General features: G+C 51.0%; 18 protein-coding genes. 13 read left to right on the top strand and 5 right to left on the bottom strand.

Going from position 1 to position 25,550, the window contains the following annotated elements; translation table 11 throughout:
• Positions 1–275 precede the first annotated feature (275 nt).
• Positions 276–1,247, bottom strand: coding sequence for a thioredoxin-disulfide reductase (gene trxB, locus SAQUA_RS15045; RefSeq protein WP_380680019.1), 972 nt, complete (start codon positions 1,245–1,247; stop codon positions 276–278).
• 683 nt (positions 1,248–1,930) lie between these two features.
• Between trxB and lrp the strand changes: the two genes are divergently transcribed.
• The 11 genes from lrp (at position 1,931) to SAQUA_RS14990 (ending at position 16,489) form a co-directional block, all read left to right on the top strand.
• Positions 1,931–2,425 carry a leucine-responsive transcriptional regulator Lrp gene (gene lrp / locus SAQUA_RS15040; protein ID WP_021804943.1) on the top strand — a complete coding sequence of 165 codons (495 nt, stop codon included), beginning with the start codon at positions 1,931–1,933 and terminating at the stop codon, positions 2,423–2,425.
• Between the two features lie 120 nt (positions 2,426–2,545).
• The gene (locus tag SAQUA_RS15035) at positions 2,546–6,016 is read left to right on the top strand and encodes a DNA translocase FtsK 4TM domain-containing protein (RefSeq protein WP_380680014.1); all 3,471 of its coding nucleotides are present in this window, start codon (positions 2,546–2,548) and stop codon (positions 6,014–6,016) included.
• A gap of 196 nt (positions 6,017–6,212) precedes the next feature.
• Entirely contained in the window at positions 6,213–6,824 is a 612-nt protein-coding gene (gene lolA / locus SAQUA_RS15030) for an outer membrane lipoprotein chaperone LolA (protein ID WP_380680011.1), read from the top strand.
• Between the two features lie 7 nt (positions 6,825–6,831).
• Positions 6,832–8,175 (top strand): replication-associated recombination protein A, encoded by a 1,344-nt coding sequence (locus SAQUA_RS15025; protein WP_380680008.1) that lies wholly within the window; start codon positions 6,832–6,834, stop codon positions 8,173–8,175.
• Between the two features lie 109 nt (positions 8,176–8,284).
• Complete coding sequence (serS, locus tag SAQUA_RS15020; RefSeq protein ID WP_380680005.1) at positions 8,285–9,577, top strand: serine--tRNA ligase; 1,293 nt, start codon at positions 8,285–8,287, stop codon at positions 9,575–9,577.
• Positions 9,578–10,085: 508 nt separating this feature from the next.
• Positions 10,086–12,539, top strand: a complete 2,454-nt coding sequence (dmsA, locus tag SAQUA_RS15015) for a dimethylsulfoxide reductase subunit A (RefSeq protein WP_380680002.1) — start codon at positions 10,086–10,088, stop codon at positions 12,537–12,539.
• A gap of 10 nt (positions 12,540–12,549) precedes the next feature.
• On the top strand, positions 12,550–13,167 hold the full coding sequence (locus SAQUA_RS15010) for a DMSO/selenate family reductase complex B subunit (protein WP_380679999.1): 618 nt from the start codon (positions 12,550–12,552) through the stop codon (positions 13,165–13,167).
• 1 nt (position 13,168) lies between these two features.
• Positions 13,169–14,029: a DmsC/YnfH family molybdoenzyme membrane anchor subunit gene (locus SAQUA_RS15005; RefSeq protein ID WP_380679996.1), complete on the top strand. Its 861-nt coding sequence runs from the start codon at positions 13,169–13,171 to the stop codon at positions 14,027–14,029.
• A 47-nt stretch (positions 14,030–14,076) separates the two neighbouring features.
• Positions 14,077–14,685 (top strand): Tat proofreading chaperone DmsD, encoded by a 609-nt coding sequence (dmsD, locus tag SAQUA_RS15000; RefSeq protein WP_380679992.1) that lies wholly within the window; start codon positions 14,077–14,079, stop codon positions 14,683–14,685.
• Positions 14,685–15,233, top strand: a complete 549-nt coding sequence (locus SAQUA_RS14995) for a 4Fe-4S dicluster domain-containing protein (RefSeq protein WP_380679989.1) — start codon at positions 14,685–14,687, stop codon at positions 15,231–15,233. Before dmsD ends, SAQUA_RS14995 begins: the two co-directional genes overlap by 1 nt.
• 107 nt (positions 15,234–15,340) lie before the next feature.
• Complete coding sequence (locus SAQUA_RS14990) at positions 15,341–16,489, top strand: MFS transporter (RefSeq protein WP_380679986.1); 1,149 nt, start codon at positions 15,341–15,343, stop codon at positions 16,487–16,489.
• A gap of 51 nt (positions 16,490–16,540) precedes the next feature.
• Here the strand turns inward: SAQUA_RS14990 and pflA are convergent, their stop codons facing one another.
• The 4 genes from pflA to ycaO form a co-directional block, all read right to left on the bottom strand.
• Complete coding sequence (gene pflA, locus SAQUA_RS14985) at positions 16,541–17,281, bottom strand: pyruvate formate lyase 1-activating protein (RefSeq protein ID WP_380679983.1); 741 nt, start codon at positions 17,279–17,281, stop codon at positions 16,541–16,543.
• A 340-nt stretch (positions 17,282–17,621) separates the two neighbouring features.
• Entirely contained in the window at positions 17,622–19,904 is a 2,283-nt protein-coding gene (gene pflB / locus SAQUA_RS14980) for a formate C-acetyltransferase (protein ID WP_380679980.1), read from the bottom strand.
• Between the two features lie 59 nt (positions 19,905–19,963).
• Complete coding sequence (gene focA, locus SAQUA_RS14975) at positions 19,964–20,824, bottom strand: formate transporter FocA (RefSeq protein WP_380679977.1); 861 nt, start codon at positions 20,822–20,824, stop codon at positions 19,964–19,966.
• 336 nt (positions 20,825–21,160) lie between these two features.
• Complete coding sequence (ycaO, locus tag SAQUA_RS14970) at positions 21,161–22,918, bottom strand: 30S ribosomal protein S12 methylthiotransferase accessory factor YcaO (protein WP_380679974.1); 1,758 nt, start codon at positions 22,916–22,918, stop codon at positions 21,161–21,163.
• A gap of 149 nt (positions 22,919–23,067) precedes the next feature.
• On the opposite strand from ycaO, the gene ansB reads away from it, so the two are divergent.
• Positions 23,068–24,114 (top strand): L-asparaginase 2, encoded by a 1,047-nt coding sequence (ansB, locus tag SAQUA_RS14965; protein WP_380679971.1) that lies wholly within the window; start codon positions 23,068–23,070, stop codon positions 24,112–24,114.
• 284 nt (positions 24,115–24,398) lie between these two features.
• Positions 24,399–25,484, top strand: coding sequence for a 3-phosphoserine/phosphohydroxythreonine transaminase (gene serC / locus SAQUA_RS14960; protein WP_380679968.1), 1,086 nt, complete (start codon positions 24,399–24,401; stop codon positions 25,482–25,484).
• Positions 25,485–25,550 lie beyond the last annotated feature (66 nt).

Raw genomic sequence — 25,550 nt, 5'->3', positions numbered from 1 at the left:
GTCACTTTGCCGCTGAGAACTCAGGAAGTGGTTTGTTGCCAATCAGGCAATGGGTGAAAATGGTCAGATTAAAGTCGACTAGACGCCTGTGTGGCTTGCTTGTCACCAAGGCGCATGCTTGACCGCCTTGGTGACATATTTATATACCCTTCATACTTCAAGTTGCTTGGTTGTTGGCTGCGCTTACTCACCCCAGTCACATAGTGATCTATGCTCCTGGGGCCTCGCAAGCTTGCCGCCTACAAGCAACTCGAATTATTTTGAGTATAGAAGTATTACTTAACGACAGCCTGCGCAATACCGTCAAGATAGCGCTCGGCGTCGAGTGCGGCCATACAGCCGGTGCCCGCAGAGGTAATTGCCTGACGGTAAATGTGATCCATAACGTCACCGGCAGCAAACACGCCAGGGATGCTGGTCTGTGTCGCGTTACCCTGAATACCGGAGTTTACCTTGATATAGCCGTTTTCCAGCTCAAGCTGGTTGCCGAAGATGGCCGTATTTGGGCTGTGGCCGATAGCAATGAACACACCGGCAACTGCCAACTCTTCAACTTTATTTTCTGCCTTGGTACTGCGCAGACGAACGCCAGTGACCCCCATCTGATCTCCCAGCACTTCATCCAGCGTGTGGTCAGTGTGCAGGACGATGTTGCCGTTCTTTACCTTCTCCATCAGGCGATTGATAAGAATTTTTTCCGAACGGAAGCTGTCACGGCGGTGGATCAGGTGAACCTCAGAGGCAATGTTAGACAGGTACAGTGCTTCTTCTACGGCAGTGTTACCACCGCCGACCACAGCGACCTTCTGATTGCGGTAGAAGAAACCGTCACAGGTCGCACAGGCGGAAACCCCCCGGCCCTTGAACGCCTCTTCAGATGGCAAACCTAAATAACGCGCGGATGCACCGGTAGCAATAATCAGTGCATCACAGGTGTATTCGCCGCTGTCACCAAACAGGCGGAACGGACGATTGTGTAAATCAACGCTGTTGATGTGATCAAAAACGATTTCGGTATCGAATTTTTCCGCGTGTTCGCGCATACGCTCCATCAAGGCAGGGCCGGTCAAGCCCTCCGCATCGCCAGGCCAATTTTCGACCTCGGTGGTTGTGGTCAACTGGCCACCTTGCTCCATACCGGTGATCAACACTGGGTTAAGATTGGCACGCGCTGCATAAACTGCCGCGGTGTAGCCAGCTGGGCCAGAGCCCAGAATCAATAATTTGCTATGTTTAGCCGTGCCCATGAATAGCCTCTTTTTGCAGAATGGCGGACAATGTTAGCGATTGTAGGGAAAATACAGCAGTAAAAAAAGCATCTGAGCATGTTGTTAACGATTTGTTCGATAGTAGTGGCCTATCAATCCTTCGTAGCGGCGAACCCCGGTAACAAGGTGTGGGTAGATTAACAGCTGGTGATGACTTTTATACGGTAAGCGGTGAAAAACCCTGTTCCTGCCTGGATTGTGCAACTAATCGGCTCACTTTTTATCAGGTTTATTCCTAACTGAAAATCAGGTGCGCATTTTTTCTGACGGTACGTTCTACTGATTTTGCTTCTTTTACTTTGACAATCCGCTGCGCATTTGCGAAAACATCATAGGAAGAAGAAATTATCCCCATACCGGTAGCAAATCGAATGTATTTACAACAACGAGGCTGAAAATTGCTTCGGGGTATCAGGTGAGTGCGGGTTTTGCGGTTGGCGGAGAGTTTGTTTCTTAACAAAAACATCCTTCGAATTGGTTATCCAGGGTGGATAGGCAGGCTGGATAACGGCGGATGATGGTAGTAAACAAGGACTATGGCGGTTGATATGTGGAATAGCCGCTTAATATTGGTATCGGGTCTTCGCTTGGAACAATCCCTCGCACATTGATGTTGGCTAGGGTGTGCAAGTGCAGGGAAGAACATAAGAGAGACAATAATAATGGTAGACACTAAAAAACGCCCGGGTAAAGATCTTGACCGTATCGATCGTAACATCCTCAATGAGTTACAGAAGGATGGGCGAATTTCGAACGTCGAGCTTTCGAAGCGCGTAGGGTTATCCCCAACCCCATGTTTGGAACGTGTGCGTCGTCTGGAACGTCAAGGCTTTATTCATGGCTATACCGCATTGCTCAACCCACATTATCTTGATGCCTCTTTGTTGGTTTTCGTGGAAATCACGCTGAACCGTGGCGCTCCAGATGTGTTTGAGCAATTCAACTCGGCGGTGCAGAAACTTGAAGAAATTCAAGAATGTCATCTGGTTTCCGGTGATTTCGACTACTTGTTGAAAACCCGCGTGCCGGATATGTCTGCTTACCGCAAATTATTAGGTGAGACTTTGTTACGTTTGCCGGGGGTTAATGACACCCGAACTTACGTCGTAATGGAAGAAGTGAAACAGAGTAACCGTCTGGTGATTAAAACACGGTAAGGCGCAGGTGCAAAACCTGAATAAATTCGTTACACTCCTGTTCATTCATACAGTTTTGGCGCCGAGGAAGATTCTCGGCGTCTCTACTATGCCAGCTAACAGGAACCTGGAGTGCCTTTCTTGAGCCAGGAATATACAGAAGATAAAGAAGTAACCTTGAAAAAACTCAGTAGCGGGCGGCGTTTGCTTGAAGCTGTGTTTATCGTGGTTTCCATTTTTGCCGTTTACCTCATCGCTGCACTGGTCAGTTTTGACCCTTCTGATCCCAGTTGGTCGCAGACTGCCTGGCATGAGCCTATCCACAATCTGGGGGGCACTGTTGGTGCATGGTTGGCCGACACACTGTTCTTCACCTTCGGTGTACTCGCCTACGCGATACCCCCTATCATGCTGATTTTCTGCTGGGCGGGTTATCGTCAACGTGACAAAAGCGGTTATGTCGATTATTTTGCGCTCGCGTTACGCCTGATTGGCACACTTGCGCTAGTGCTCACTTCCTGTGGCCTTGCGGCACTGAACGTCGATGATCTCTATTACTTTGCTTCCGGCGGTGTGATTGGCAGCTTGCTGAGTAGCGCTATGTTGCCATGGTTCAATGGTATCGGAGCTACGTTGGCATTGCTTTGCATTTGGGCCGTAGGTTTGACGCTGTTTACCGGCTGGTCGTGGCTGGTGATTGCAGAAAAGATCGGTGGAGTCGTTCTGGGGGCCGCTACCTTCATGACCAATCGTTCACGTCGTGAGGAGCGTTACCACGATGATGATCGGGTGATTGATGATGAGCCAGAGCCAAAGGGCAAAGAGACGGTTGTGGCTCTGCCCGCTGAGGAATTAGCAGATGATGATGTGTTGTTCTCTGCCCCTTCAGTGTCTGAAGCTGTCAGGAAAGTGGCGGAAGAGACAGTCGATCCGTTGCTAAGTGGCTTGCGTGCCAGTAGTCATGATGAACTCCCCGCGGTTGAAAGCGTACCCGTTGACACTGACATTCCGCTGATGCCTAAGGTTTCAGCTCAGATGCCAGTAACCACTGCGCCTGTAGCCCCGGCCTCTGTCAGCCAGCATCCATTAACGCCGGTCTTGGAGCAGGGCATACCACCGCTTTACTCTTTTGAGATCCCTGAAGAGACGCCTGTACCTAAAGCACCTCAGCCGGTGGATATTTACCGCGACGAAGACGAACCCCGTATGGGCGACTGGCAGAATACACCTGTGGTGAAGCGTGAACAGTCGCCATTTGATTTTTCTGCGGCACAGCGCGATAGCGACGATGTCAGTGGATCTACTGGTTTCAGCGCCAGCGACACGGTTCCTGCCTTTGGTGCTGTGAAACCATCTTCAGCCTCTTCGGCTGCTACAGGTGTGGTGAGTAATACCTTCATGCCTGCGTTTACCGCAACCAGTGACAGTAATTCTCAGATTAAACAGGGCATAGGCCCTGAGCTGCCGCGGCCAAATCCTGTGCGTATTCCTACTCGCCGGGAATTGGCATCTTACGGCATTAAGTTGCCTTCCCAGCGTAATGCTGAACAAGAACTGCGCAAACGTGAGGATGAACCTCATCCTGAAGCTGTCGGTGATGCAGTGGAGGATGAAATTCTTCAGGAATCCATATTGCGTCAGGCTTTTGCTGAACAGCAAAGCCAGCGTTATGGGGAAGAATATCAACAGGATCAAAATGAGGAAGATGCTCAGCGCGAAGCAGCGCTTGGGCAGGCATTTGCTGAGCAGCAACAGGCCCGTTATGGGCTGGAAAATACAGTGCCCGAACAGACCTCGGCCTTCCGTTCTGTTGATACAGGTAATGCTTTCAGTTTTTCGCCGATGGCAGATCTGGTTGACGATGGACCAAGGGAACCCTTGTTTACTCTCTCTCCGCAGCTTGAGGATTGTATTGAGCAGGAAAGCGAGCAGCAAGATGATGTGCCTTTCGGCCACTTTGAACCGGAAGTGCCCGCTTATCAGCCACCGCGTCCCCAAGCTCAGCAGGCACCAGCTTACTCGCAGCAGCAACCTTATCAGCCTCCGGCACAGGATAAGCCAGTTGTCCCTGCGATGGACAGCCTCATCCACCCGTTCCTGATGCGCAATGATTTGCCGCTGCAGAAACCGACTACACCGTTGCCTACGCTGGATCTGTTAAGCGAGGCTCCGAGAGAGATTGAGCCAGTCGATATGTTTGCGTTAGAGCAAAAAGCGCGTTTGGTGGAGGCGAGCCTGGCGGATTACCGAGTCAAAGCCGATGTGGTTGATATTCTGCCTGGTCCGGTAATTACTCGTTTTGAACTGGACTTGGCTCCTGGCGTTAAGGCCGCGCGCATTTCCAACCTGTCGCGCGATCTGGCTCGTTCGCTGTCAACATCAGCCGTTCGCGTGGTGGAAGTCATCCCCGGAAAACCTTATGTAGGCTTGGAATTGCCGAATACCAAGCGTCAAACGGTCTATTTGCGCGAAGTGCTGGATTGCCCTGCGTTCCGCGATAATACTTCGCCGTTGGCGATTGTGTTGGGTAAAGATATTTCTGGCCAACCTGTCGTCGCCGATCTGGCTAAAATGCCGCATCTGCTAGTGGCCGGTACTACGGGGTCGGGTAAGTCGGTTGGGGTCAACGCCATGATCCTGAGTATTCTGTATAAAGCCACGCCAAAAGAAGTGCGCTTTATCATGATCGACCCGAAAATGCTGGAGTTGTCGGTTTATGAAGGTATTCCGCATCTGCTGACCGATGTGGTGACCGATATGAAAGACGCTGCCAACGCTCTGCGGTGGTGCGTGGCTGAGATGGAACGTCGTTATAAGCTGATGTCTGCGCTGGGGGTACGTAACCTGGCTGGTTATAACGAGCGGGTTGACCAGGCCGAAGCGATGGGCAGGCCGATACCGGATCCATTCTGGAAGCCGAGTGACAGCATGAACATCTCGCCGCCGGTGCTGGAAAAAGAGCCCTACATCGTGGTTATGGTGGATGAGTTTGCCGATCTGATCATGACGGTGGGTAAAAAGGTCGAAGAACTGATTGCTCGTCTGGCGCAGAAAGCACGTGCGGCAGGGATCCATCTGGTGCTTGCTACCCAGCGTCCATCAGTTGATGTCATTACCGGCTTGATCAAGGCCAACATTCCAACGCGCATAGCTTTTACCGTATCCAGTAAAATTGACTCCCGAACTATTCTCGATCAAGGTGGGGCTGAATCCCTGTTAGGCATGGGTGATATGCTGTATCTGGCACCAAACTCATCCATTCCGGTGCGTGTGCATGGTGCATTTGTTCGCGACCAGGAGGTTCATGCGGTGGTCAAGGACTGGAAGGCACGTGAGCGGCCACAGTACAAGGAGGGCATTCTCAGCACAGCTGAAGAGGGTGAAGGCGGCGGTGGTCTGGATGGTGATGAAGAGCTGGATCCGCTGTTCGATCAGGCAGTAGAGTTTGTTGTGGATAAACGCCGCGCCTCGATCTCCGGTGTACAACGTCAGTTCCGTATCGGCTATAACCGTGCCGCCCGCATTATTGAACAGATGGAAGCGCAGGGGATTGTCAGTGAGCAGGGGCATAATGGCAACCGTGAGGTGTTGGCTCCCCCACGCAATGATTGATCGATAGTTGAGCATTTCTGTATCAGTAAAGGGCCGCTTAGCGGCCCTTGTGCAAAGAAGCGTAAACCCTTGCTTTTATCGGAATACAGCGCTGGTTGCGGGTTCGTGGCTTCAGGTAAAGTGTAGGGCGTTGAAGGTAAAGTTAGCCGCAAAGTACTACCTTGCGGTAAATGCATTTCATAAGGTGTCTGGAATAATGAAAAAACTGTTAGTTGCCTGCTGTCTGCTCTCGGGATTCGCGTCCACCTCTGCGCTGGCGGATGCAGCACAAGATTTGCAAAGTCGCTTGGCGAAAGTAAACAGTTTCCATGCCAGCTTCTCCCAATCTGTTACCAGCAGTGATGGCGCTGCGGTGCAGCAAGGGGAAGGCGAATTGTGGGTAAAGCGTCCTAACCTGTTTAACTGGCATATGACCTCCCCAGATGAGAGCGTGCTGGTTTCTGATGGCGAAACCTTGTGGTTCTACAATCCGTTTGTTGAACAGGTAACGGCTACCTGGTTGAAGAATGCCACCGGTAATACGCCTTTTATGTTGATTACTCGCAATAATGCCACTGACTGGAAGCAGTACCACGTCAAGCAGAAAGGCGATGACTTTGAACTGACACCAAAAGTCGCCAGTGGTAACCTGAAGCAATTCGCGATTACCGTTACCAACAGTGGCACGATAAAGAGCTTTACGGCGGTAGAACAGGATGGCCAGCGTAGCGATTATCAGTTGAAAAGCCAACAAAACTCCAGCATCGATGCTGCCAAATTCAAATTTACCCCACCAAAGGGGGTGACGCTGGACGACCAGCGCCAGTGAGGTTTTCGTGAGTAATATGTCACTCGATTTTTCCCACAATGAATTTCAGCCGTTGGCCGCGCGTATGCGGCCAACAACCCTTGCACAGTACATTGGTCAGCAGCACTTGCTGGCACCCGGTAAACCTTTGCCGCGAGCCATCGAAGCCGGGCAACTGCATTCGATGATCTTGTGGGGGCCGCCTGGAACGGGGAAAACGACGCTGGCAGAGTTGATTGGCCGCTATGGTCAGGCCGACGTAGAGCGGATCTCTGCGGTGACATCTGGTATCAAGGAGATCCGCGAAGCCATCGAGCGCGCCCGGCAAAACCGTGATGCTGGTCGCCGCACTATTCTTTTTGTTGATGAAGTACACCGTTTTAACAAAAGTCAGCAGGATGCTTTTCTGCCGCACATTGAAGACGGCACTATTACCTTTATTGGCGCAACGACAGAAAACCCTTCCTTTGAATTGAACTCGGCATTGCTTTCCCGGGCCAGAGTTTATCTATTAAAAGCACTGACGGCAGAAGACATTTCCCTGGTACTTGAACAGGCAATGCAAGACGTTGAGCGTGGTTTCGGTGGTCAGAACATAACCTTGCCGCCAGAAACCAGACGCATGCTGTCTGAACTGGTGGGGGGCGATGCGCGCCGTGCTTTGAATAGCCTGGAGATGATGGCCGATATGGCTGAAATCGATGGGAAAGGAATGCGAATCCTTACCCCTGAGTTGCTGAAAGAAGTCTCCGGTGAGCGCAGCGCGCGTTTTGATAATAAAGGCGATCGCTATTACGATCTGATTTCAGCACTGCATAAATCGGTGCGTGGTTCTGCTCCAGATGCTGCGTTGTATTGGTATGCACGCATCATTACTGCGGGGGGGGATCCGTTGTATGTCGCCCGCCGTTTGCTGGCAATTGCGTCGGAAGATGTGGGTAACGCCGACCCACGTGGTATGCAAGTTGCTATTGCTGCCTGGGATTGCTTCACTCGGGTCGGGCCTGCGGAAGGTGAGCGGGCTATCGCGCAAGCCATCGTCTATCTGGCTTGCGCACCAAAAAGTAATGCGGTTTATACCGCCTTCAAAGCAGCAATGCGGGACGCGAAGGAAATGGCAGATTACGACGTGCCTGAGCACTTGCGCAACGCACCCACTAAACTGATGAAAGAAATGGGATTGGGGGCGGAATACCGTTATGCCCATGATGAACCCAATGCCTATGCGGCTGGGGAAAGCTATTTCCCGCCTGAAATGGCCGCGACACGCTACTATCATCCGACCTCGCGTGGGCTTGAGGGTAAAATCGGTGAAAAGCTGGCATGGCTCGCTGAGCAGGATCAAAATAGCCAGACAAAACGCTACCGCTAGCGTTGCCGTTGCGGTAAGGTTAGCGGGTATTACACTCCTTTTATGCGGCTTTAACTTTGCCGTGTAGAACAACAATTTCTCTTTCAATAACAACAAGCACAGGATTAGCATGCTCGATCCCAATCTGCTGCGTAATGAGCTAGACGCAGTCGCCGTAAAACTGGCTCGCAGAGGCTTTAAACTCGATCTGGATCTGCTACGTTCACAAGAAGAACGCCGTAAGGTTCTGCAGGTAGAAACTGAGACACTGCAGGCAGAACGTAACTCCCGATCGAAATCCATCGGCGCGGCGAAAGCGCGCGGTGAAGATATCGAGCCACTGCGTCGCGAAGTGAACGAACTGGGTGACAAGCTGGATGCTGCCAAGGCAGCACTGGACAAGCTGCAGAACGAAATCCGCGATTATGCTTTAATTCTGCCAAACCTGCCGGATGATGCGGTGCCAGATGGCAAAGACGACAGTGAAAATCTTGAAGTCAGCCGCTGGGGTGAGCCGCGTCACTACGACTTCCAGGTGCGTGACCACGTTGAGTTAGGCGAAATGGCCGGTGGTCTGGATTTTGCTGCGGCAGTGAAGCTAACAGGTGCGCGTTTTGTGGTAATGAAAGGGCAAATCGCCCGTATGCATCGTGCGCTGTCCCAGTTTATGCTGGATCTTCACACCGAGAAACATGGCTATCTGGAAACCTATGTTCCGTATCTGGTAAACCATGCAACACTCTATGGCACCGGTCAGTTGCCGAAGTTTGGTGAAGACCTGTTCCATACCAAACCGCTGGAAGAGGAATCAGAAAGCAGCAACTATGCGCTGATCCCGACTGCGGAAGTGCCAGTTACCAACCTGGTGCGTGATGAGATCCTGGATGAAGACGACCTGCCGCTGCGCATGACTGCACACACGCCATGCTTCCGTTCTGAAGCCGGTTCTTACGGGCGGGACACGCGTGGCCTCATCCGTATGCACCAGTTTGATAAAGTCGAAATGGTGCAGATCGTGCGTCCAGAAGATTCCATGAACGCCTTGGAAGAACTGACCGGTCATGCTGAGAAAGTGTTGCAGTTGCTCAATCTGCCTTATCGTAAAGTGCTGCTGTGCACTGGCGACATGGGGTTTGGTGCATGTAAAACCTACGATTTGGAAGTGTGGTTACCCGCGCAGAATACCTACCGCGAAATCTCCTCATGCTCCAACATGTGGGATTTCCAGGCGCGTCGCATGCAGGCTCGTTGCCGCAGCAAGACTGAGAAAAAACCACGTTTGGTTCATACGCTGAATGGTTCTGGTTTGGCTGTGGGCCGTACATTGGTGGCGGTGTTGGAAAACTACCAACAGGCCGATGGCCGTATTCAGGTACCGGAAGTATTACGTCCTTATATGGGCGGTCTAGAGTACATCGGTTAACCCGCAACACGTCATATCGAAAGCGCCTACGGGCGCTTGAGGTTGATGATAAAGTGGCCTTCTGACCCGAGATACCCGGGCCTAGCGCACCGAGGGGCGCTCCAACGGCTTACGCCGTTACGACCCCATCGGCACGCTCTCCCTAATAACGGGGTTAGTCAGCAGTCTGAAGCGCCAACGGGCGCTTTTTCTTTTATTGCAATACCCGCAGAATCTATCCACTCACAGCCTAGCTGTAAAAGCAATTCTCAGTCCCTGTTCTTGCCGCATAAAATTTTAAGAAATGAAAATCATTATCGATAAATCGCTATATATCAATTAATTATTGATTATAAGCAAAGTGGAACTACCTCTTTTGGAGGATAGTTCCACGGTGAGCAGGCCACAATAAAAACAACCCTGCCAGCCGATATAACCCAACCTGCATCGAAGAAAGACGTGATGTATTAATTACGGCTTTTTATCGCCATTCAACTGGCTGAATTTAGCAAACCAGAGCGAAATGACTATGAGCGAGTCTGAAAAAAAATCGTTGTCCGGACTGCAGTGTTCCAGGCGTAAGCTGGTGAAGAACAGCGCTATCGGGGGGCTTGCCCTCGCTGTAGCTGGTACTTATCTACCGTTTAGCCGCCGTGCCAGCGCCGAAGTCACTCCAACAACCTCATCCTCCTCTCAACCCGAAGAAAAAACCGTATGGAGTGCCTGCACCGTCAACTGTGGTAGCCGCTGCCCTTTACGTATGCATGTGGTCGACGGTGAAATCAAATATGTTGAAACCGACAATACCGGTAACGATGCGTACGAAAAGCTGCATCAGGTCCGGGCCTGTTTACGTGGGCGCTCAATGCGCCGCCGAGTGTATAACCCAGATCGTTTGAAATATCCCATGCTGCGCGTTGGCGAACGGGGAGAAGGCAAATTCAAGCGTATCAGTTGGGATGAAGCCTTCACGCTGATCGGCGACAACCTGCAGCGCATAATCAAGGATTATGGTAACGAAGCGATTTACTTGAATTACGGCACGGGAACATTAGGTGGCACTATGACCCGTTCCTGGCCGCCTGGCGCCACGCTGATTGCCCGTTTGATGAACTGCTGTGGAGGCTACCTTAACCATTATGGGGACTACAGTACCGCGCAAATTGCTGCTGGTCTGAACTATACCTACGGTGGATGGGCAGACGGGAACAGCCCAACGGATATCGAAAATAGTAAGCTGGTGGTGCTGTTTGGCAATAACCCCGGCGAAACCCGCATGAGTGGTGGAGGGGTTACCTATCTGTTGGAACAGGCACGTGAGCGTTCGAATGCCCGCATGGTTGTGATCGACCCGCGCTATACCGATACCGCAGCCGGGCGTGAAGATGAGTGGATCCCTATTCGCCCTGGCACCGACGCGGCTTTGGTTGCAGGGTTGGCATACGTGCTGATTACTGAAAATCTGGTAGACCAACCGTTCCTGGATCGGTACTGCGTCGGTTATGACGAAAAGACATTGCCAGCCGGTGCCCCAGCCAATGGCCATTACAAGGCTTATATTCTGGGGCAGGGTGATGACGGTATCGCTAAAACCCCAGCCTGGGCCTCACAGATCACCGGTATCCCCGCCGACCGCATTATTAAACTCGCGCGTGAAATAGGCAGTGTGAAGCCAGCTTACATTTGCCAGGGATGGGGGCCGCAGCGCCATTCAAATGGTGAGTTGACCTCGCGAGCTATTGCCATGTTACCGATCCTCACCGGCAACGTAGGGATTAATGGTGGTAACAGTGGTGCCCGTGAAGGTTCCTACGGACTGCCGTTTGTAAGGATGCCGACGCTGGAAAACCCGGTAAAAACCAGTATCTCCATGTTCTTGTGGACCGATGCCATACTGCGTGGCCCAGAAATGACCGCCAAACGTGATGGCGTCAGAGGAAAGGATAAGCTGGATGTGCCTATCAAGTTTGTCTGGAATTATGCTGGCAACTGCTTGGTTAACCAACACTCTGAAATCAATCGAACACACGATATTCTGCAGGACACGAAGAAATGTGAAATGATCGTGGTGATTGATAATCATATGACGTCTTCGGCGAAATATGCCGACCTGGTGCTGCCTGATTGTACCGCATCAGAGCAAAGGGATTTCTGTCTGGATGCATCCAGCGGCAATATGGGTTACGTCATTTTTGCCGATCAAGCAATAACACCGCGTTTCGAGTGTAAAAACATCTATGAAATGACCAGCGAAATTGCCCGTCGCATGGGTGTTGAACAGACCTTTACCGAAGGCCGTACACAAGAAGAGTGGTTGCGGCACCTTTACCAGCAGTCCCGCCAGAAAATTCCTGCGCTGCCGGAATATGAACAGTTCCTTAAGCAAGGGATCTTCAAGCAACAGGACCCCGATGGGCACCACGTAGCTTACAAAGCATTCCGTGCCGACCCGCAAGCTAACCCTTTGACTACCCCTTCCGGCAAGATTGAAATCTATTCCGCTGAACTTGCGGCATTGGCGGCCAGTTGGGAACTGGAGAAGGAAGACGTTATTCATCCGTTACCGATATATACGGCGGGGTTTGAAAGTTTCGACGATCCATTGAGCAATAAATATCCGTTGCAGATGACCGGTTTCCATTACAAGGCAAGGACGCATTCAACCTACGGCAACGTTGATGTGTTGAAAGCTGCTTGCCGTCAGGAAATGTGGATCAACCCGATTGATGCGCAGACGCGTGGTATCGCCAATGGTGATCTGGTAAGGATTTATAACGATCGCGGTGAAGTGCGTATCAATGCCAAGGTGACCCCGCGCATGTTTCCTGGGGTGGTTGCGCTAGGAGAAGGTGCTTGGTATTCACCGGACGGGAGCCGTATCGACCATGCTGGCAGCATTAACGTGCTGACCACCCAACGTCCCTCGCCGCTGGCCAAGGGTAACCCTTCCCACACCAATCTGGTGCAGGTCGCCAAACTTTGAGGAGTAGCTGATGGCTAAGCAATATGGCTTTTATATCGACTCAAGTCGTTGTACCGGCTGCAAAACTTGTGAGTTGGCCTGTAAGGACTATAAAAACCTGACACCGGAGATCAGTTTCCGTCGCATTTATGAGTATGCGGGGGGCGATTGGTTGCAGGATGGCGATGGCTGGCACCAGAACGTGTTTGCCTATTACCTGTCGATCGCCTGTAACCATTGCGAAGATCCTGCATGTACCAAAGTGTGTCCCAGTGGCGCGATGCACAAACGTGAAGATGGTCTGGTCGTCGTCAACGAAGAAATCTGCATAGGCTGCCGCTATTGTCATATGGCTTGCCCCTATGGCGCCCCGCAATACAACGAAGCGAAAGGGCACATGACCAAGTGTGATGGTTGCTTTGAGCGCGTTACCGAAGGCAAAAAACCGGTGTGTGTCGAGTCTTGTCCGCTGCGGGCGCTGGATTTTGGTCCGATAGAGGAATTACGTGCGCAGCATGGCACTTTGGCTGAAGTTGCACCGTTACCCGCAGCGCATTTCACTAAACCGTGCATTGTGCTGAAACCGAACGCAAACAGTCGTCCGAGTGGTGACACTACCGGTCACCTGGCTAATCCGAAGGAGGTTTAAAATGGGGACGGGATGGCATGAATGGCCGCTGATGGTATTCACCGTGTTAGGGCAGTTTGTGGTGGGCGGCGTGATTATAATGGGGCTGGCGCTCATTGCCGGTAATCTCACCGATCGTCAGAGCAGGGCGGTGCACGGTTCTATGTTTTTCCTTTGGTTGTTGATGGGAATTGCGTTTATCGCCTCGGTAATCCACTTGGGGACACCGCTAAGGGCATTCAACTCATTGAACCGCGTGGGTGAATCGGCGCTGAGCAACGAGATCGCCAGCGGTGCCGTGTTCTTTGCGATCGGCGGTATTTACTGGTTGTTGGCCATGTTGAACAAGTTGCCACAGGCGCTGGGGAAAGCGTGGCTGGTTGTCACCATGATACTGGGCCTACTGTTTATCTATGCTATGACGCGGGTCTACCAAATCGATACAGTACCTACCTGGCACAATGGTTATACCACCTTAAACTTCTTCCTGACCGTATTGATCGGCGGTCCATTGCTTGGGGTATTGCTGCTTCGTGCTGCCGGTTTGGAGGTTGCTGGCCGTTATCAGTTGGTGATACTCAGCGTGCTGGCCTTGTTACTCAGCCTGGGCTCCGCGTTGATGCAAGGCTTTGAGCTTGCAACCATTAACACGTCGGTACAGCAGGCTTCGGCACTGATCCCTGAGTATGGTCAGTTGATGGTATGGCGCTTGGTATTGCTGGTTCTTGGACTGGGTTGTTGGATTTGTCCGCTGTTGCGCCGCGGTAATGCCAGTGTGATGGGGATGAGCTTGGGCTTTGTGCTAGTCTTTGCCGGTGAGTTGATCGGCCGTAGTGTGTTTTACGGCTTACATATGACCGTTGGCATGGCTGTTGCTGGCTAACGATTAACCGGGGCGCTGTATCCAGCGCCCTTGGAGAAGTTCAAGTTATGATGCTCGAAAAAATCGCTTTAACAGGCCGCGTGTTGGGTGTTTTGCTGTACGCACCGCCAGAAAGTAAAGAGTGCCAGCCTTTACTGGCATCACTCGCTGACGCGCAGTGGCTGACCGAATGGCCCTATGAAGGGGCTCAGGAGGCTGCAGCATTGATTGCTGAAGGCCTCGCGGGCAATCAGCCAGAGACATTGGCAGAAGCGTACCAGCGCCTGTTTGTCGGGCCATACGCTTTGCCTGCCCCCCCGTGGGGTTCGGTCTATCTTGACAGGGAGAGCGTTCTGTTCGGTGATTCCACGCTGCGCCTGCGCCAATGGCTGCGGGTCAATGGTATCGAAGCGCAACGGCAGCAAAATGAGCCGGAAGATCACATTGGAACATTACTGATGATGGCGGCCTGGTTAGCAGAGGAACATCAGCAAACAATGATTTCAGCACTGCTCGCACAGCACCTTCTCCCTTGGGCTCCTCGTTATCTTGAACTGTTACAACAACATGCCGGGCATCCGTTCTACAAGGGTGTGGCACAGTTGGCTCAAATCACGCTGGCAGGATGGGCGGCTGATTGCCCAGCACCGGTAGCCAGTCTAGAGTTGTATTACTGATGAAAAATAGCCCGCAGCTTACTTCGCAAGGCAACAGCCGGCGCAGATTGCTGACGGGCTGGCTTGAGCGCACTAAGCCTTCCCTGGAAACTTCTTCGCCATTGCCGGCGATGGCGCGCCCACCCCAGGCATTGCCGGAGATGTTGTTTACTGCACTGTGCGACGGTTGTGGTCACTGTGTGAACGAATGCCCTTACGGGTTGTTGAGTCTTGATCAGGGCAAAGCGTTATTGAGTATCGATTTCACCGCCTGTGATGTTTGCTGTAAATGCACTACAGCCTGCCAAACTGGTGCGCTGCGCGAAGGGATGCCATGCGATACATTGTTGCGTCCACAAATCAGCCACAGTTGCCTAGGCCGACAGGAGAGCTGCCAGATGTGCGTCATCAATTGTCCTCAGCAGGCGCTGGAATTTCAACTTTCTGAAGGCGGCATTCGTCAATTACAGCGGGATGATACAAGGTGCAATGGTTGTGGGTTGTGCAAGTTATCGTGTTTCCATGGCCATATTGTGCTGGTAGCCTCGGGTGAAAAGCTATTGCCATAACGCATTGTTAAACATATTGTGCGATCGTTCTCCCACCGGCGATTGACTTTTTTATCGCCAGTGGCATGATGCGCGCACTTTCTTCGTCCGTTCGGTTCCATTTCACTATGTCCCCATATTCGCGCCCAGTGCTCTTATTGCTCTGCGGCTTGTTGCTTCTTACGGTTTCTATTGCCGTATTGAACACGTTAGTTCCTCTGTGGTTAACCCATGCTCAATTACCCACCTGGCAAGTCGGTGTCGTCAGCTCTTCTTACTTTACCGGGAATCTGGTGGGTACACTGGTTGCAGGTAAGCTGATCAAACGTATTGGTTTTACCCGCAGTTATCACCTGGCCTGTCTGCTTTTTGCTCTGGCGACAATGAGCATGGCGCTTTCTCTGGATTTCTGGAGCTGGATAGGCGGGCGTTTTTTTGCCGGAGTTGGATGTGCCTGGATTTGGGTGATCGTCGAGAGCGCGCTGCTGCGCAGCGGCAATCTGAGTAACCGCGGTCAACTGTTGGCAGCCTATATGATGGTCTACTATTTGGGGACTGTAACAGGCCAATTGCTGTTAGGCATGGTTTCCACCGAATTGTTGCATGTGTTGCCTTGGGTGACGGCCATTGTGATGGCCGCCATGTTGCCGATGCTGTTTGCGCGAGTGAACCATCAGGAAGAAGATGAACCGCAGCGAGCCTCGGTTTGGTTGATGCTCAAACGCCGTGGCGCAAGGTTGGGGATCAACGGCTGTGTTATATCGGGGATGGTACTTGGTTCGCTATATGGGCTGATGCCGCTTTATCTAGCCCACCAGGGAATGAGTGATGCTAACGTCGGATACTGGATGGCGTTGCTGGTCAGTTCCGGCATTGCGGGCCAGTGGCCGATAGGGCGGTTGGCCGATCGTTATGGTCGTTTGCTGGTGCTGCGTATTCAGGTGTTTGTTATTATTCTTGCCAGTATCGCCATGCTGGGTAACTACGCTATGGCGCCAACGCTGTTTATTCTTGGCTGTGCAGGTTTTACTCTGTATCCGGTGGCAATGTCCTGGGCTTGTGAGAAGGTGTTACCGCATGAGTTGGTGGCCATAAATCAGACATTATTGATGAGTTACACGGTAGGTAGCCTGCTAGGCCCCTCAATGACGTCGCTGTTGATGCAACGCTATTCTGATCGCTTGCTGTTTGTGATGATTGCGATAGTGGCGTTGGTTTATCTGGTGATGTTGCTAAGAAAACCGGACCGTCATCATACGCCTCTGGCGGCAGCCTGAACAATGCAAACCCGGCAGATTTGCCGGGTTTGATGGTCGTGAAGGGGATTTTTAGTAAATAACTTTGTGGCCGTAGCTCTCAAGGATCTCTTTAACGTGATCCATCGTATCGGCCTTGGGAGGACGAACGCCATCTAGTTTGTACTCTTCTCCCATTGCCACCCATTTATGTTTACCCAACTCATGGTAAGGCAGCAGCTCGATTTTCTCGATATTTGTCATGTCTTTGGTGAATTCACCGAGCATATGTGTTGATTTATCATCATCCGACCAACCCGGGACCACTACGTAGCGGATCCAGGTGCGTTGATTGCGCTTTGCCAAATAGCGGGCAAATTCCAGCGTACGGTGGTTGGAAACACCCACCAGATTCTGATGAATATCATCATTCATTTGTTTCAGGTCTAGCATGACCAAGTCAGTTGCATCTAGCAACTCGTCGATAACGGGATCGTAACGGCGCACAAAGCCGTTGGTATCAAGACAGGTATGGATACCTTCAGCATGGCATGCGCGGAACCAGTCACGCACAAACTCTGCCTGTAAGATCGCTTCTCCCCCTGACGCGGTTACACCACCACCGGAAGCATTCATAAAGTGGCGGTAAGCAACGGTGTCAGTCATCAATTCTTCGACAGTAACTTCTTTACCACCGTGCGTATCCCAGGTATCTCGGTTATGGCAATACAGGCAGCGCATCAGGCAGCCCTGGAAGAAAACAATAAAGCGAATACCAGGGCCATCAACGGTGCCACAAGATTCGAAGGAGTGGATGCGACCTTTTACAGACATTGCGGGGTATTCTCCAATGTTGACTGTCAAACGCAGTCTAAAATAGGCTTACAACCGCCAGATAGAAATCAGCGCGCGGCATCGGGGCAGGCCCGGCACCGGGGTGAACGATTCCTGTTGGCTGGATATGACGCCGGAAAACTGTTTTGACGGATATCACTGCAGTATATACCTTTCACCTTGCAAGCAGCAGCATTGTTACCTTTACGCTTACATGCGGTGACTAGGGATACCTGGCAAAACAGACTCGAGGTAAAAGTCAGACCTGGTTAATAAAAAGGCCGGAATATCCGGCCTTGGCATTAATACTTTCCTGGGGTGTACCCAGTGAGTCAGTGGATTAGATCGACTGAGTGAAAGTACGAGTAATTACGTCTTGTTGCTGTTCTTTAGTCAAGGCGTTGAAACGCACTGCATAACCGGATACGCGGATAGTCAACTGAGGATATTTCTCAGGGTGTTCCATCGCATCCAGCAGCATTTCACGGTTCATCACGTTAACGTTCAGGTGCTGACCACCCTCGATTGATGCTTCGTGGTGGAAGTAACCATCCATCAGACCGGCCAGGTTGGCTTTACGCACATCGTCATCTTTACCCAACGCGTTAGGTACGATGGAGAAGGTGTAAGAGATACCGTCTTTCGCATAGGCAAATGGCAGTTTAGCAACGGAAGTCAGCGACGCTACCGCACCTTTCTGGTCACGACCATGCATTGGGTTGGCACCTGGGCCAAACGGTGCACCGGCACGACGGCCATCTGGGGTGTTACCGGTTTTCTTGCCGTACACCACGTTAGAGGTGATGGTCAGAACCGACTGGGTAGGCACCGCATTACGGTAGGTGCGCAGTTTCTGAATTTTCTTCATGAAACGTTCTACCAGATCACAAGCGATGTCATCAACGCGGGCATCGTTGTTACCAAACTGCGGATATTCGCCTTCAATTTTGAAGTCTACAGCCAGACCGTCTTCGTCACGGATGGTAGATACTTTGGCGTATTTGATGGCAGACAGTGAGTCAGCGGCAACCGACAGACCCGCGATACCGCAAGCCATGGTGCGATACACATCACGATCATGCAGCGCCATCAGTGCAGCTTCATAGCTGTACTTGTCGTGCATGTAGTGAATGATGTTCAGCGAGGTTACATACTGCATGGCCAGCCAATCCATAAAGTGATCCATGCGTTCCATGACTTTGTCATAGTCCAGCACTTCATCCATCATTGGCGCTTCTTTCGGGCCGACCTGCAGTTTCAGTTTCTCGTCAACGCCGCCGTTGATTGCGTACAACATGGTTTTCGCCAGGTTGGCACGCGCACCGAAGAACTGCATTTGTTTACCCACAATCATCGGGCTGACGCAACAGGCGATGGCGTAGTCATCGTTGTTGAAGTCTGGGCGCATCAGATCGTCGTTTTCATACTGTACGGAGGAGGTGTCGATGGACACTTTCGCAGCGTATTTTTTGAAGTTCAACGGCAGTTTTTCAGACCATAGAATGGTCATGTTCGGTTCTGGGGATGGCCCCATAGTGTACAGAGTATTCAGGAAGCGGAAGCTGTTTTTAGTGACCAGCGTACGACCATCAACGCCCATACCTGCCAATGATTCTGTTGCCCAGATCGGGTCACCAGAGAACAACTCATCATATTCAGGGGTACGCAGGAAACGAACCATACGCAGTTTCATAACCAAGTGGTCAATCAGTTCCTGAGCCTGCTCTTCGGTTAGTTTACCCGCTTTGATATCGCGCTCGATGAACACGTCAAGGAAGGTAGAAACACGGCCAAAGGACATTGCCGCGCCGTTCTGGGATTTAACCGCAGCCAGATAGCCGAAGTAGGTCCACTGTACGGCTTCCTGAGCGGTTTTGGCCGGGGCAGAAATGTCGTAACCATACTTGGCTGCCATTTCTTTAATTTGATTCAGTGCACGGTGCTGCTCAGCAATTTCTTCGCGCAACTGGATGGTCATTTCCAGATCTTCACCGTTTTCCAGTCTGCTCTGCAGAGACTTGAACTGGTTCAGCTTGTCGGCCATCAGGAAATCGATGCCGTACAGTGCAACACGGCGATAGTCACCGATGATACGGCCACGGCCATAAGCATCTGGCAGACCGGTCAGAATGCCTGACTTGCGGCAGTTGAGAATGTCTTTGGTGTACACATCGAATACGCCCTGATTGTGGGTTTTACGGTATTCGGTGAACACTTTTTTAACTTGCGGATCCAGTTCGCGGCCATAAACCTTGCATGAACCTTCAACCATTTTGATGCCGCCGAATGGGATCAGCGCGCGTTTCAGAGGGGCTTCGGTCTGTAAACCAACGATAGTTTCCAAATCTTTGCTGATGTAGCCCGCATCGTGAGAAGTAACGGTAGATACTACGTTAGTATCGAAATCAACTGGCGCATGGGTGCGGTTTTCCAGTTTGATTCCTTCCATAACCTTGTCCCACAAGGTAGTTGTGGCTTGAGTTGCGCCAGCCAAGAAGGATTCGTCACCCTCATAAGGCGTGTAGTTTTTCTGGATGAAGTCACGAACGTTGACTTCTTTCTGCCAGTCACCTTCACTGAAACCTTGCCAAGCGGTCGCTAACTTCTCGTTGAGTTCGGTCATTATACACCTACCTTCTAATGTGGATTTCTTTGTAACCCGGTGCTGTGCTGGCTGACAGATTAGTGCTTCTGTTCGCCATCACGCAGATAAATTACCCAGTAAGTCAAGCCAACCAACACGCCACCACCAATGATATTGCCAATGGTGACAGGGATCAGGTTATCGATAATGAAGTTGCTTACTGTCAGATGAGCAAATTGCTCGGGTGCTGCCCCCACGGCTTGCCAAAACTCAGGCGTGGCGAAGTGTTTAACCACAATACCCATAGGGATCATAAACATATTGGCGATGCTGTGCTCAAAGCCGCTGGCAACAAACATGGCTACCGGCAGGATCATGGCAAACATTTTATCCATCAGGCTGCGGCCAGAATAACTCATCCATACGGCCAGGCAGACCATCAGATTAGCCAGAATACCGAGGCAGACGGCTTCAATAAAAGTGTGATGCAATTTATGGTCGGCGGTTTGTAAAACGTTCAGTCCCCATAGACCATTGGCTGCCATGTGTTGACCAGAAAACCAGATCAGACCGACAAACAGCAATGCACCGATTAGATTACCAATATAGACGTTAAGCCAGTTGATAGCTAATTGGCCCCAGGTAATCCGCCCGCTTGCCTTGGCAATCACGGTGAGTACGGTTGAGGTAAACAGGTCTGCGCCGCAAACAACAACCAGCATTAAACCCATGGAGAAGCAGATACCCCCCACCAATTTGGCAAGGCCAAAGGGCACAGCTGCAGTGCCTGTGGTGGCAGTGATATAGAAAACAAAGGCAATGGAAATGAAGACACCAGCAGTGATCGCCAAATAAAAGGTTTTCAGCGGATGCTTGGTTGCCTTATACACTCCCGCATCTTCGGCAATTTTCGCCATCGCGGCAGGTAACAACATATCGAAGGGGTTGTCAGCTCTCACACTAACTCTCACTTTATAAGGGTTAAATTAACGCAATGAGATACTAGCAAAGCAGTATAGGGTAAAAATTGACTTGGATCATAACGCGCAGAACTAGAACCCCCAAAAACCTTAAAAATAACAAGGTCAATGTGCTTATATAATTGAATTTAAATAAGAAAATTTTTTTTAATGTTTGCAAATAATTTTGAATGGAAGCCACTGCATTCAGCGGTGATGGTTAAATATTTGTATTTCTGATGGCTTTTTGGTTAACAAGGGCCGTAAGTTGCTTAACTTATACTTTACATTCATTGCAACGCTGGCATAAGGCCAGCGCTGCAATGAAGCTTATGCTTACGCCCAGTGGCGGCGCTTTGCTTTTTGCAGTTTTTCGTAGGCAGACAGCAGTGCTTGGTGGGCCGGTAATGCTTTCAACTCACTGTCGATGGCAAACAGACCGTTAAAGCGCTCTTCACCGCTAATTGCCGCAGAGGCAGCATCAACCGCTTCCTGCCCGTACATCTTCACAAAGGCAGAGTGGTATTGCGCTGGGTCACGCTCTGGTTCTAGTGCCAACAGCAACAATGTTCGCAGGCAGCGATAGTAGTTGTCGCGCTCAGGAGTAAAGATTGAAGTATTGAAATCCTGAGTCCATTCTGCCCAGATCAGTGCCTGCTCGATGTCACCGCCGGCCAAGGCCAGCATCGACTTCAGTTCACCAATGCGCAGGGTGTACCAGGCATTGTCTTTACCGGTAGCCAAGCCCAATAATTCGCGAACACGAGTGAAATCATCCAGACCTTCATCATCCAACTGCTGGATCAGGGCCAGATACTCTTCTGGTTCCCATTCGCTAGCGGGTAGTTGCAGTAAGGTCTCGCGCAGATGTGCTCCCATGCTGTTATTCGCCAGCAACAGATCCTCTGCGGGATAAATATCGGACATTCCCGGCACGAGAATACGGCAGGCATAAACGTCCAGATGCTCGTAATCAGCGATGTAGACCTCAGCGCCTTCCTTATTGAATATGCCCATCAGAGTTGAAAACTCTTCCTGCGTGCTGCCGCTGAAGTTCCAGTCAACAAACGGATAATCCGCATCCTGCTTAAACATATCCCAGGAAATAAGGCCGCTTGAGTCGATAAAGTGCGTCTCCAGATTGGTATGCTCAGCTACTTCTTCATCATCGAATGTCGGTGCGGTAAATACATCCAGATCCTTCAGACCACGGCCTTGTAACAACTCGGTTACGGTTCTTTCCAGCGCAACCCCGAAATCAGGGTGAGCGCCAAACGAAGCGAAACAGGTGCCGTTGGCCGGGTTGAACAGCACCACGCAAATTACCGGGTAGTTACCTCCCAGAGAAGCGTCATAAGACAGGATCGGGAAACCCTCGGCTTCCAGTGTGCGAATGGCTTCAACCACGCCAGGATAGCGGTTTAGCACCTCGCTCGGGATTTCTGGCAGACTGATGGACTCGGCGATAATGCGGTTTTTCACGTAACGTTCAAAAACCTCTGAAAGCCCTTGCACTCGCGCTTCATTCGCCGTATTGCCTGCAGACATACCATTGGAAACGTAGAGATTGCCGATGATGTTCATCGGGATATAAATCGTCTGCAGATCGGACTGGCGTGAGAATGGCAGGGCGCAGATACCGCGTTCGGCGTTACCTGATTGCAGGTCAATCAGGTCGCTTGCAGTCAGTTCCTGTTCTGGATCATAAAAGGCGTGCAGACGTTCATCAAGGATCCCCTGAGGCAAAGTGTTGTCCGCCGGGATAGGGAACCATTTCTCATTTGGATAATGGACAAAGTCACCCTCGGCAACTTGCTGGCCCAAATAAAAATCGGCGAAAAAATAGTTGGTGGACAAGCGCTCGAAATATTCGCCCAAGGCTGAAGCCAGCGCGGCTTTTTTACTGGCGCCTTTACCATTGGTGAAGCACAGCGGGCAATCGCGATCGCGAATATGTACTGACCAGACGTGGGGAACTGGGTTCAGCCAGGAAGCTTCTTCGATGTTAAAACCCAGATCGGTCAATTTTTGCTGAAAACGGGCGATGGAGTCTTCCAGTGCTGCGTCTTTGCCAGGAATAAAAGTTTGCGTCATTGTCTTCACTTTTTGAGCGTACTAAAAACGCGCAATGATACGGGGTTTTACGCTCAAGCTCCATGTATTAGTAAAGCGCTGTTAATATCACAGTATTTTTAGGGATAAATGACATAATTCAGTAAGTTATCAAAAAATGGAGAAACGTAGTGAAATCAATAAAACTTCGCGTACTGGCATTGCTGCTAGCAGGTGCCAGCGGTTCAGCCTTGGCATTACCTACCATCACATTGCTGGCAACCGGTGGCACTATTGCCGGTGGGGGAGAGTCCGCAACTCAGTCCAACTACACCGCAGGTAAACTGGGTGTTGAGGCATTGGTTGATGCCGTACCAGAGCTGAAAAAAGTGGCGAATATCCAAGGGGAACAGGTAGTCAATATTGGTTCGCAGGATATGAATGACCAAGTCTGGCTAAAACTGGCCAAGAAAATTAATACTGATTGTGCCCAAACCGACGGATTTGTGATCACCCACGGTACCGATACGCTGGAAGAAACTGCGTATTTCCTCGATCTCACGGTCAAGTGTGATAAACCGGTGGTGATCGTAGGCGCTATGCGTCCGGCAACCGCAATGAGTGCTGATGGTCCGTTCAACTTATACAATGCGGTAATTACGGCTGCAGATCCGCAGTCAGCCAAGCGCGGTGTGCTGGTCGCCATGAATGATGTGGTGCTGGATGGGCGCGATGTAACCAAAACCAATACCACCGGGGTGCAAACCTTTCAGTCGCCCAATTTCGGTCCGTTGGGATACATCCACAATGGTAAAATCGATTATCAACGTTCGCCTCAGCGCAAACACACGACTGATACGCCTTTTGACATCAGCAAGATGAGTGAGCTACCGAAAGTGGGTATTATCTATAACTACGCCAATGCGTCGGATGCCCCAGCCAAAGCTTTGATCGCCGAAGGCTACAAAGGGATTGTCAGTGCAGGTGTTGGTAACGGTAACCTGTATAAATCCGTGTTTGACACCTTGGCTACCGCGGCCCATAACGGCGTTGCCGTGGTGCGTTCTTCTCGCGTTCCGACCGGAGCAACCACGGAAGATGCTGAGGTCGATGATGTGAAATTCGGTTTTGTGGCTGCAGGGACCTTAAACCCGCAAAAAGCACGAATTCTGCTGCAATTGGCATTAACACAAACCAAAGACCCAAAACAGATCCAGGCGATATTCAATCAGTATTGATCGTTGTACTCACTGGGGGCTTACGCCCCCTGATTATGTCGGTCGAAAATGACATAAAACCCCGTAGTAACCCGTGGTATTACCCCATGTCACAGCGTTTTATGGCAAAAAAGTACCTTACGTTGGCAGAGCCTGTTATTTATCGCTTAAACAGTTTCCCGCTCATGGAACAATAAGCGTTGCAGCCGTGTGGCGTGAGTGATAAAACCGATGGGTTGCTTTTAACTTCGAGCGTATTTCAGCAAGCCGGTTTGTATGGCGAACAGTCAATGTGGTGAGGGGAAATGACACAGGTTTATAATTTTAGCTCTGGCCCGGCAATGCTGCCGGTTGAAGTGTTGCGTCGTGCAGAACAGGAACTGTGCAATTGGCATGGCCTTGGTACTTCTGTGATGGAGATCAGCCATCGCAGTAAAGAATTTATCGCAGTTGCCGAGCAATCGGAACAGGATCTTCGCGATCTGCTGAAAGTCCCCGCCAATTATAAAGTGCTGTTCTGCCATGGCGGTGCTCGTGCGCAGTTTGCAGCTTTGCCGCTGAATCTGCTGGGTGATAGCAATAGTGCCGACTATATCGACGGTGGCTATTGGGCACACAGTGCTATTCTGGAGGCAGAGAAGTACTGTAAGCCGAATACTATTGACGTCAAAATCAAGGTCGACGGCCTAAGTGCCATCAGACCGATGAAAGAGTGGCAATTGAGCGATAACGCTGCTTATGTACACTATTGCCCGAATGAAACTATTGACGGCGTAGCTATCGACGAGATGCCAGATTTTGGTGATAAAGTCGTTATCGGTGACTACTCCTCCACGATTCTCTCCCGCCCGATTGATGTTAGCCGTTTTGGCGTTATCTATGCTGGTGCACAGAAAAACATCGGCCCTGCTGGCCTGACGCTGGTTATTGTGCGTGAGGATCTGCTGGGCAAGGCACGTCGTGAAGTTCCTTCGATTCTGGATTACAAGGTACTTGCCGAAAACGGCTCAATGTTCAATACGCCACCGACCTTTGCCTGGTACCTTTCTGGCCTGGTATTCAAATGGCTGAAAGAACAGGGTGGGCTGGTGGAAATGCAAAAACGCAATCAGGCGAAAGCCGAACTGCTTTATTCCACCATCGATAATTCAGATTTCTATCGTAGCCAGGTTGCCGCGTCTAACCGCTCCTGGATGAATATACCGTTCCAGCTTGCCGAACCAGCGCTTGATAAAGTCTTCCTCAGCGAAGCGGAAGCCATTGGCCTACAAGCGTTGAAGGGACACCGAGTTGTCGGGGGCATGCGTGCTTCGATCTACAATGCAATGCCATTGGTTGGTGTTAAGACATTGACGGACTTTATGGTTGACTTTGAACGTCGTCATGGTTGATTGGCTCAGTCCGTATTGAGCTGTTGTGTTCTTCTTGATGGTCTTCAATCCGCTCTCCGTAGCCTT

The sequence above is a fragment of the Serratia aquatilis genome (assembly GCF_044865145.1).
Lineage (GTDB): Bacteria > Pseudomonadota > Gammaproteobacteria > Enterobacterales > Enterobacteriaceae > Chania > Chania aquatilis.
Note: the sequence above shows the minus strand (reverse complement) of the source record. Positions and strands in the feature narration are given on the sequence as shown.

Coding starts and splice junctions, on each gene's coding strand:
- trxB (WP_380680019.1), bottom strand. CDS start 1,247: ATGGGCACGGCTAAACATAGCAAATTATTGATTCTGGGCTCTGGCCCA.
- lrp (WP_021804943.1), top strand. CDS start 1,931: ATGGTAGACACTAAAAAACGCCCGGGTAAAGATCTTGACCGTATCGAT.
- lolA (WP_380680011.1), top strand. CDS start 6,213: ATGAAAAAACTGTTAGTTGCCTGCTGTCTGCTCTCGGGATTCGCGTCC.
- serS (WP_380680005.1), top strand. CDS start 8,285: ATGCTCGATCCCAATCTGCTGCGTAATGAGCTAGACGCAGTCGCCGTA.
- dmsA (WP_380680002.1), top strand. CDS start 10,086: ATGAGCGAGTCTGAAAAAAAATCGTTGTCCGGACTGCAGTGTTCCAGG.
- SAQUA_RS15010 (WP_380679999.1), top strand. CDS start 12,550: ATGGCTAAGCAATATGGCTTTTATATCGACTCAAGTCGTTGTACCGGC.
- SAQUA_RS15005 (WP_380679996.1), top strand. CDS start 13,169: ATGGGGACGGGATGGCATGAATGGCCGCTGATGGTATTCACCGTGTTA.
- dmsD (WP_380679992.1), top strand. CDS start 14,077: ATGATGCTCGAAAAAATCGCTTTAACAGGCCGCGTGTTGGGTGTTTTG.
- SAQUA_RS14995 (WP_380679989.1), top strand. CDS start 14,685: ATGAAAAATAGCCCGCAGCTTACTTCGCAAGGCAACAGCCGGCGCAGA.
- SAQUA_RS14990 (WP_380679986.1), top strand. CDS start 15,341: ATGTCCCCATATTCGCGCCCAGTGCTCTTATTGCTCTGCGGCTTGTTG.
- pflA (WP_380679983.1), bottom strand. CDS start 17,281: ATGTCTGTAAAAGGTCGCATCCACTCCTTCGAATCTTGTGGCACCGTT.
- pflB (WP_380679980.1), bottom strand. CDS start 19,904: ATGACCGAACTCAACGAGAAGTTAGCGACCGCTTGGCAAGGTTTCAGT.
- ycaO (WP_380679974.1), bottom strand. CDS start 22,918: ATGACGCAAACTTTTATTCCTGGCAAAGACGCAGCACTGGAAGACTCC.
- serC (WP_380679968.1), top strand. CDS start 24,399: ATGACACAGGTTTATAATTTTAGCTCTGGCCCGGCAATGCTGCCGGTT.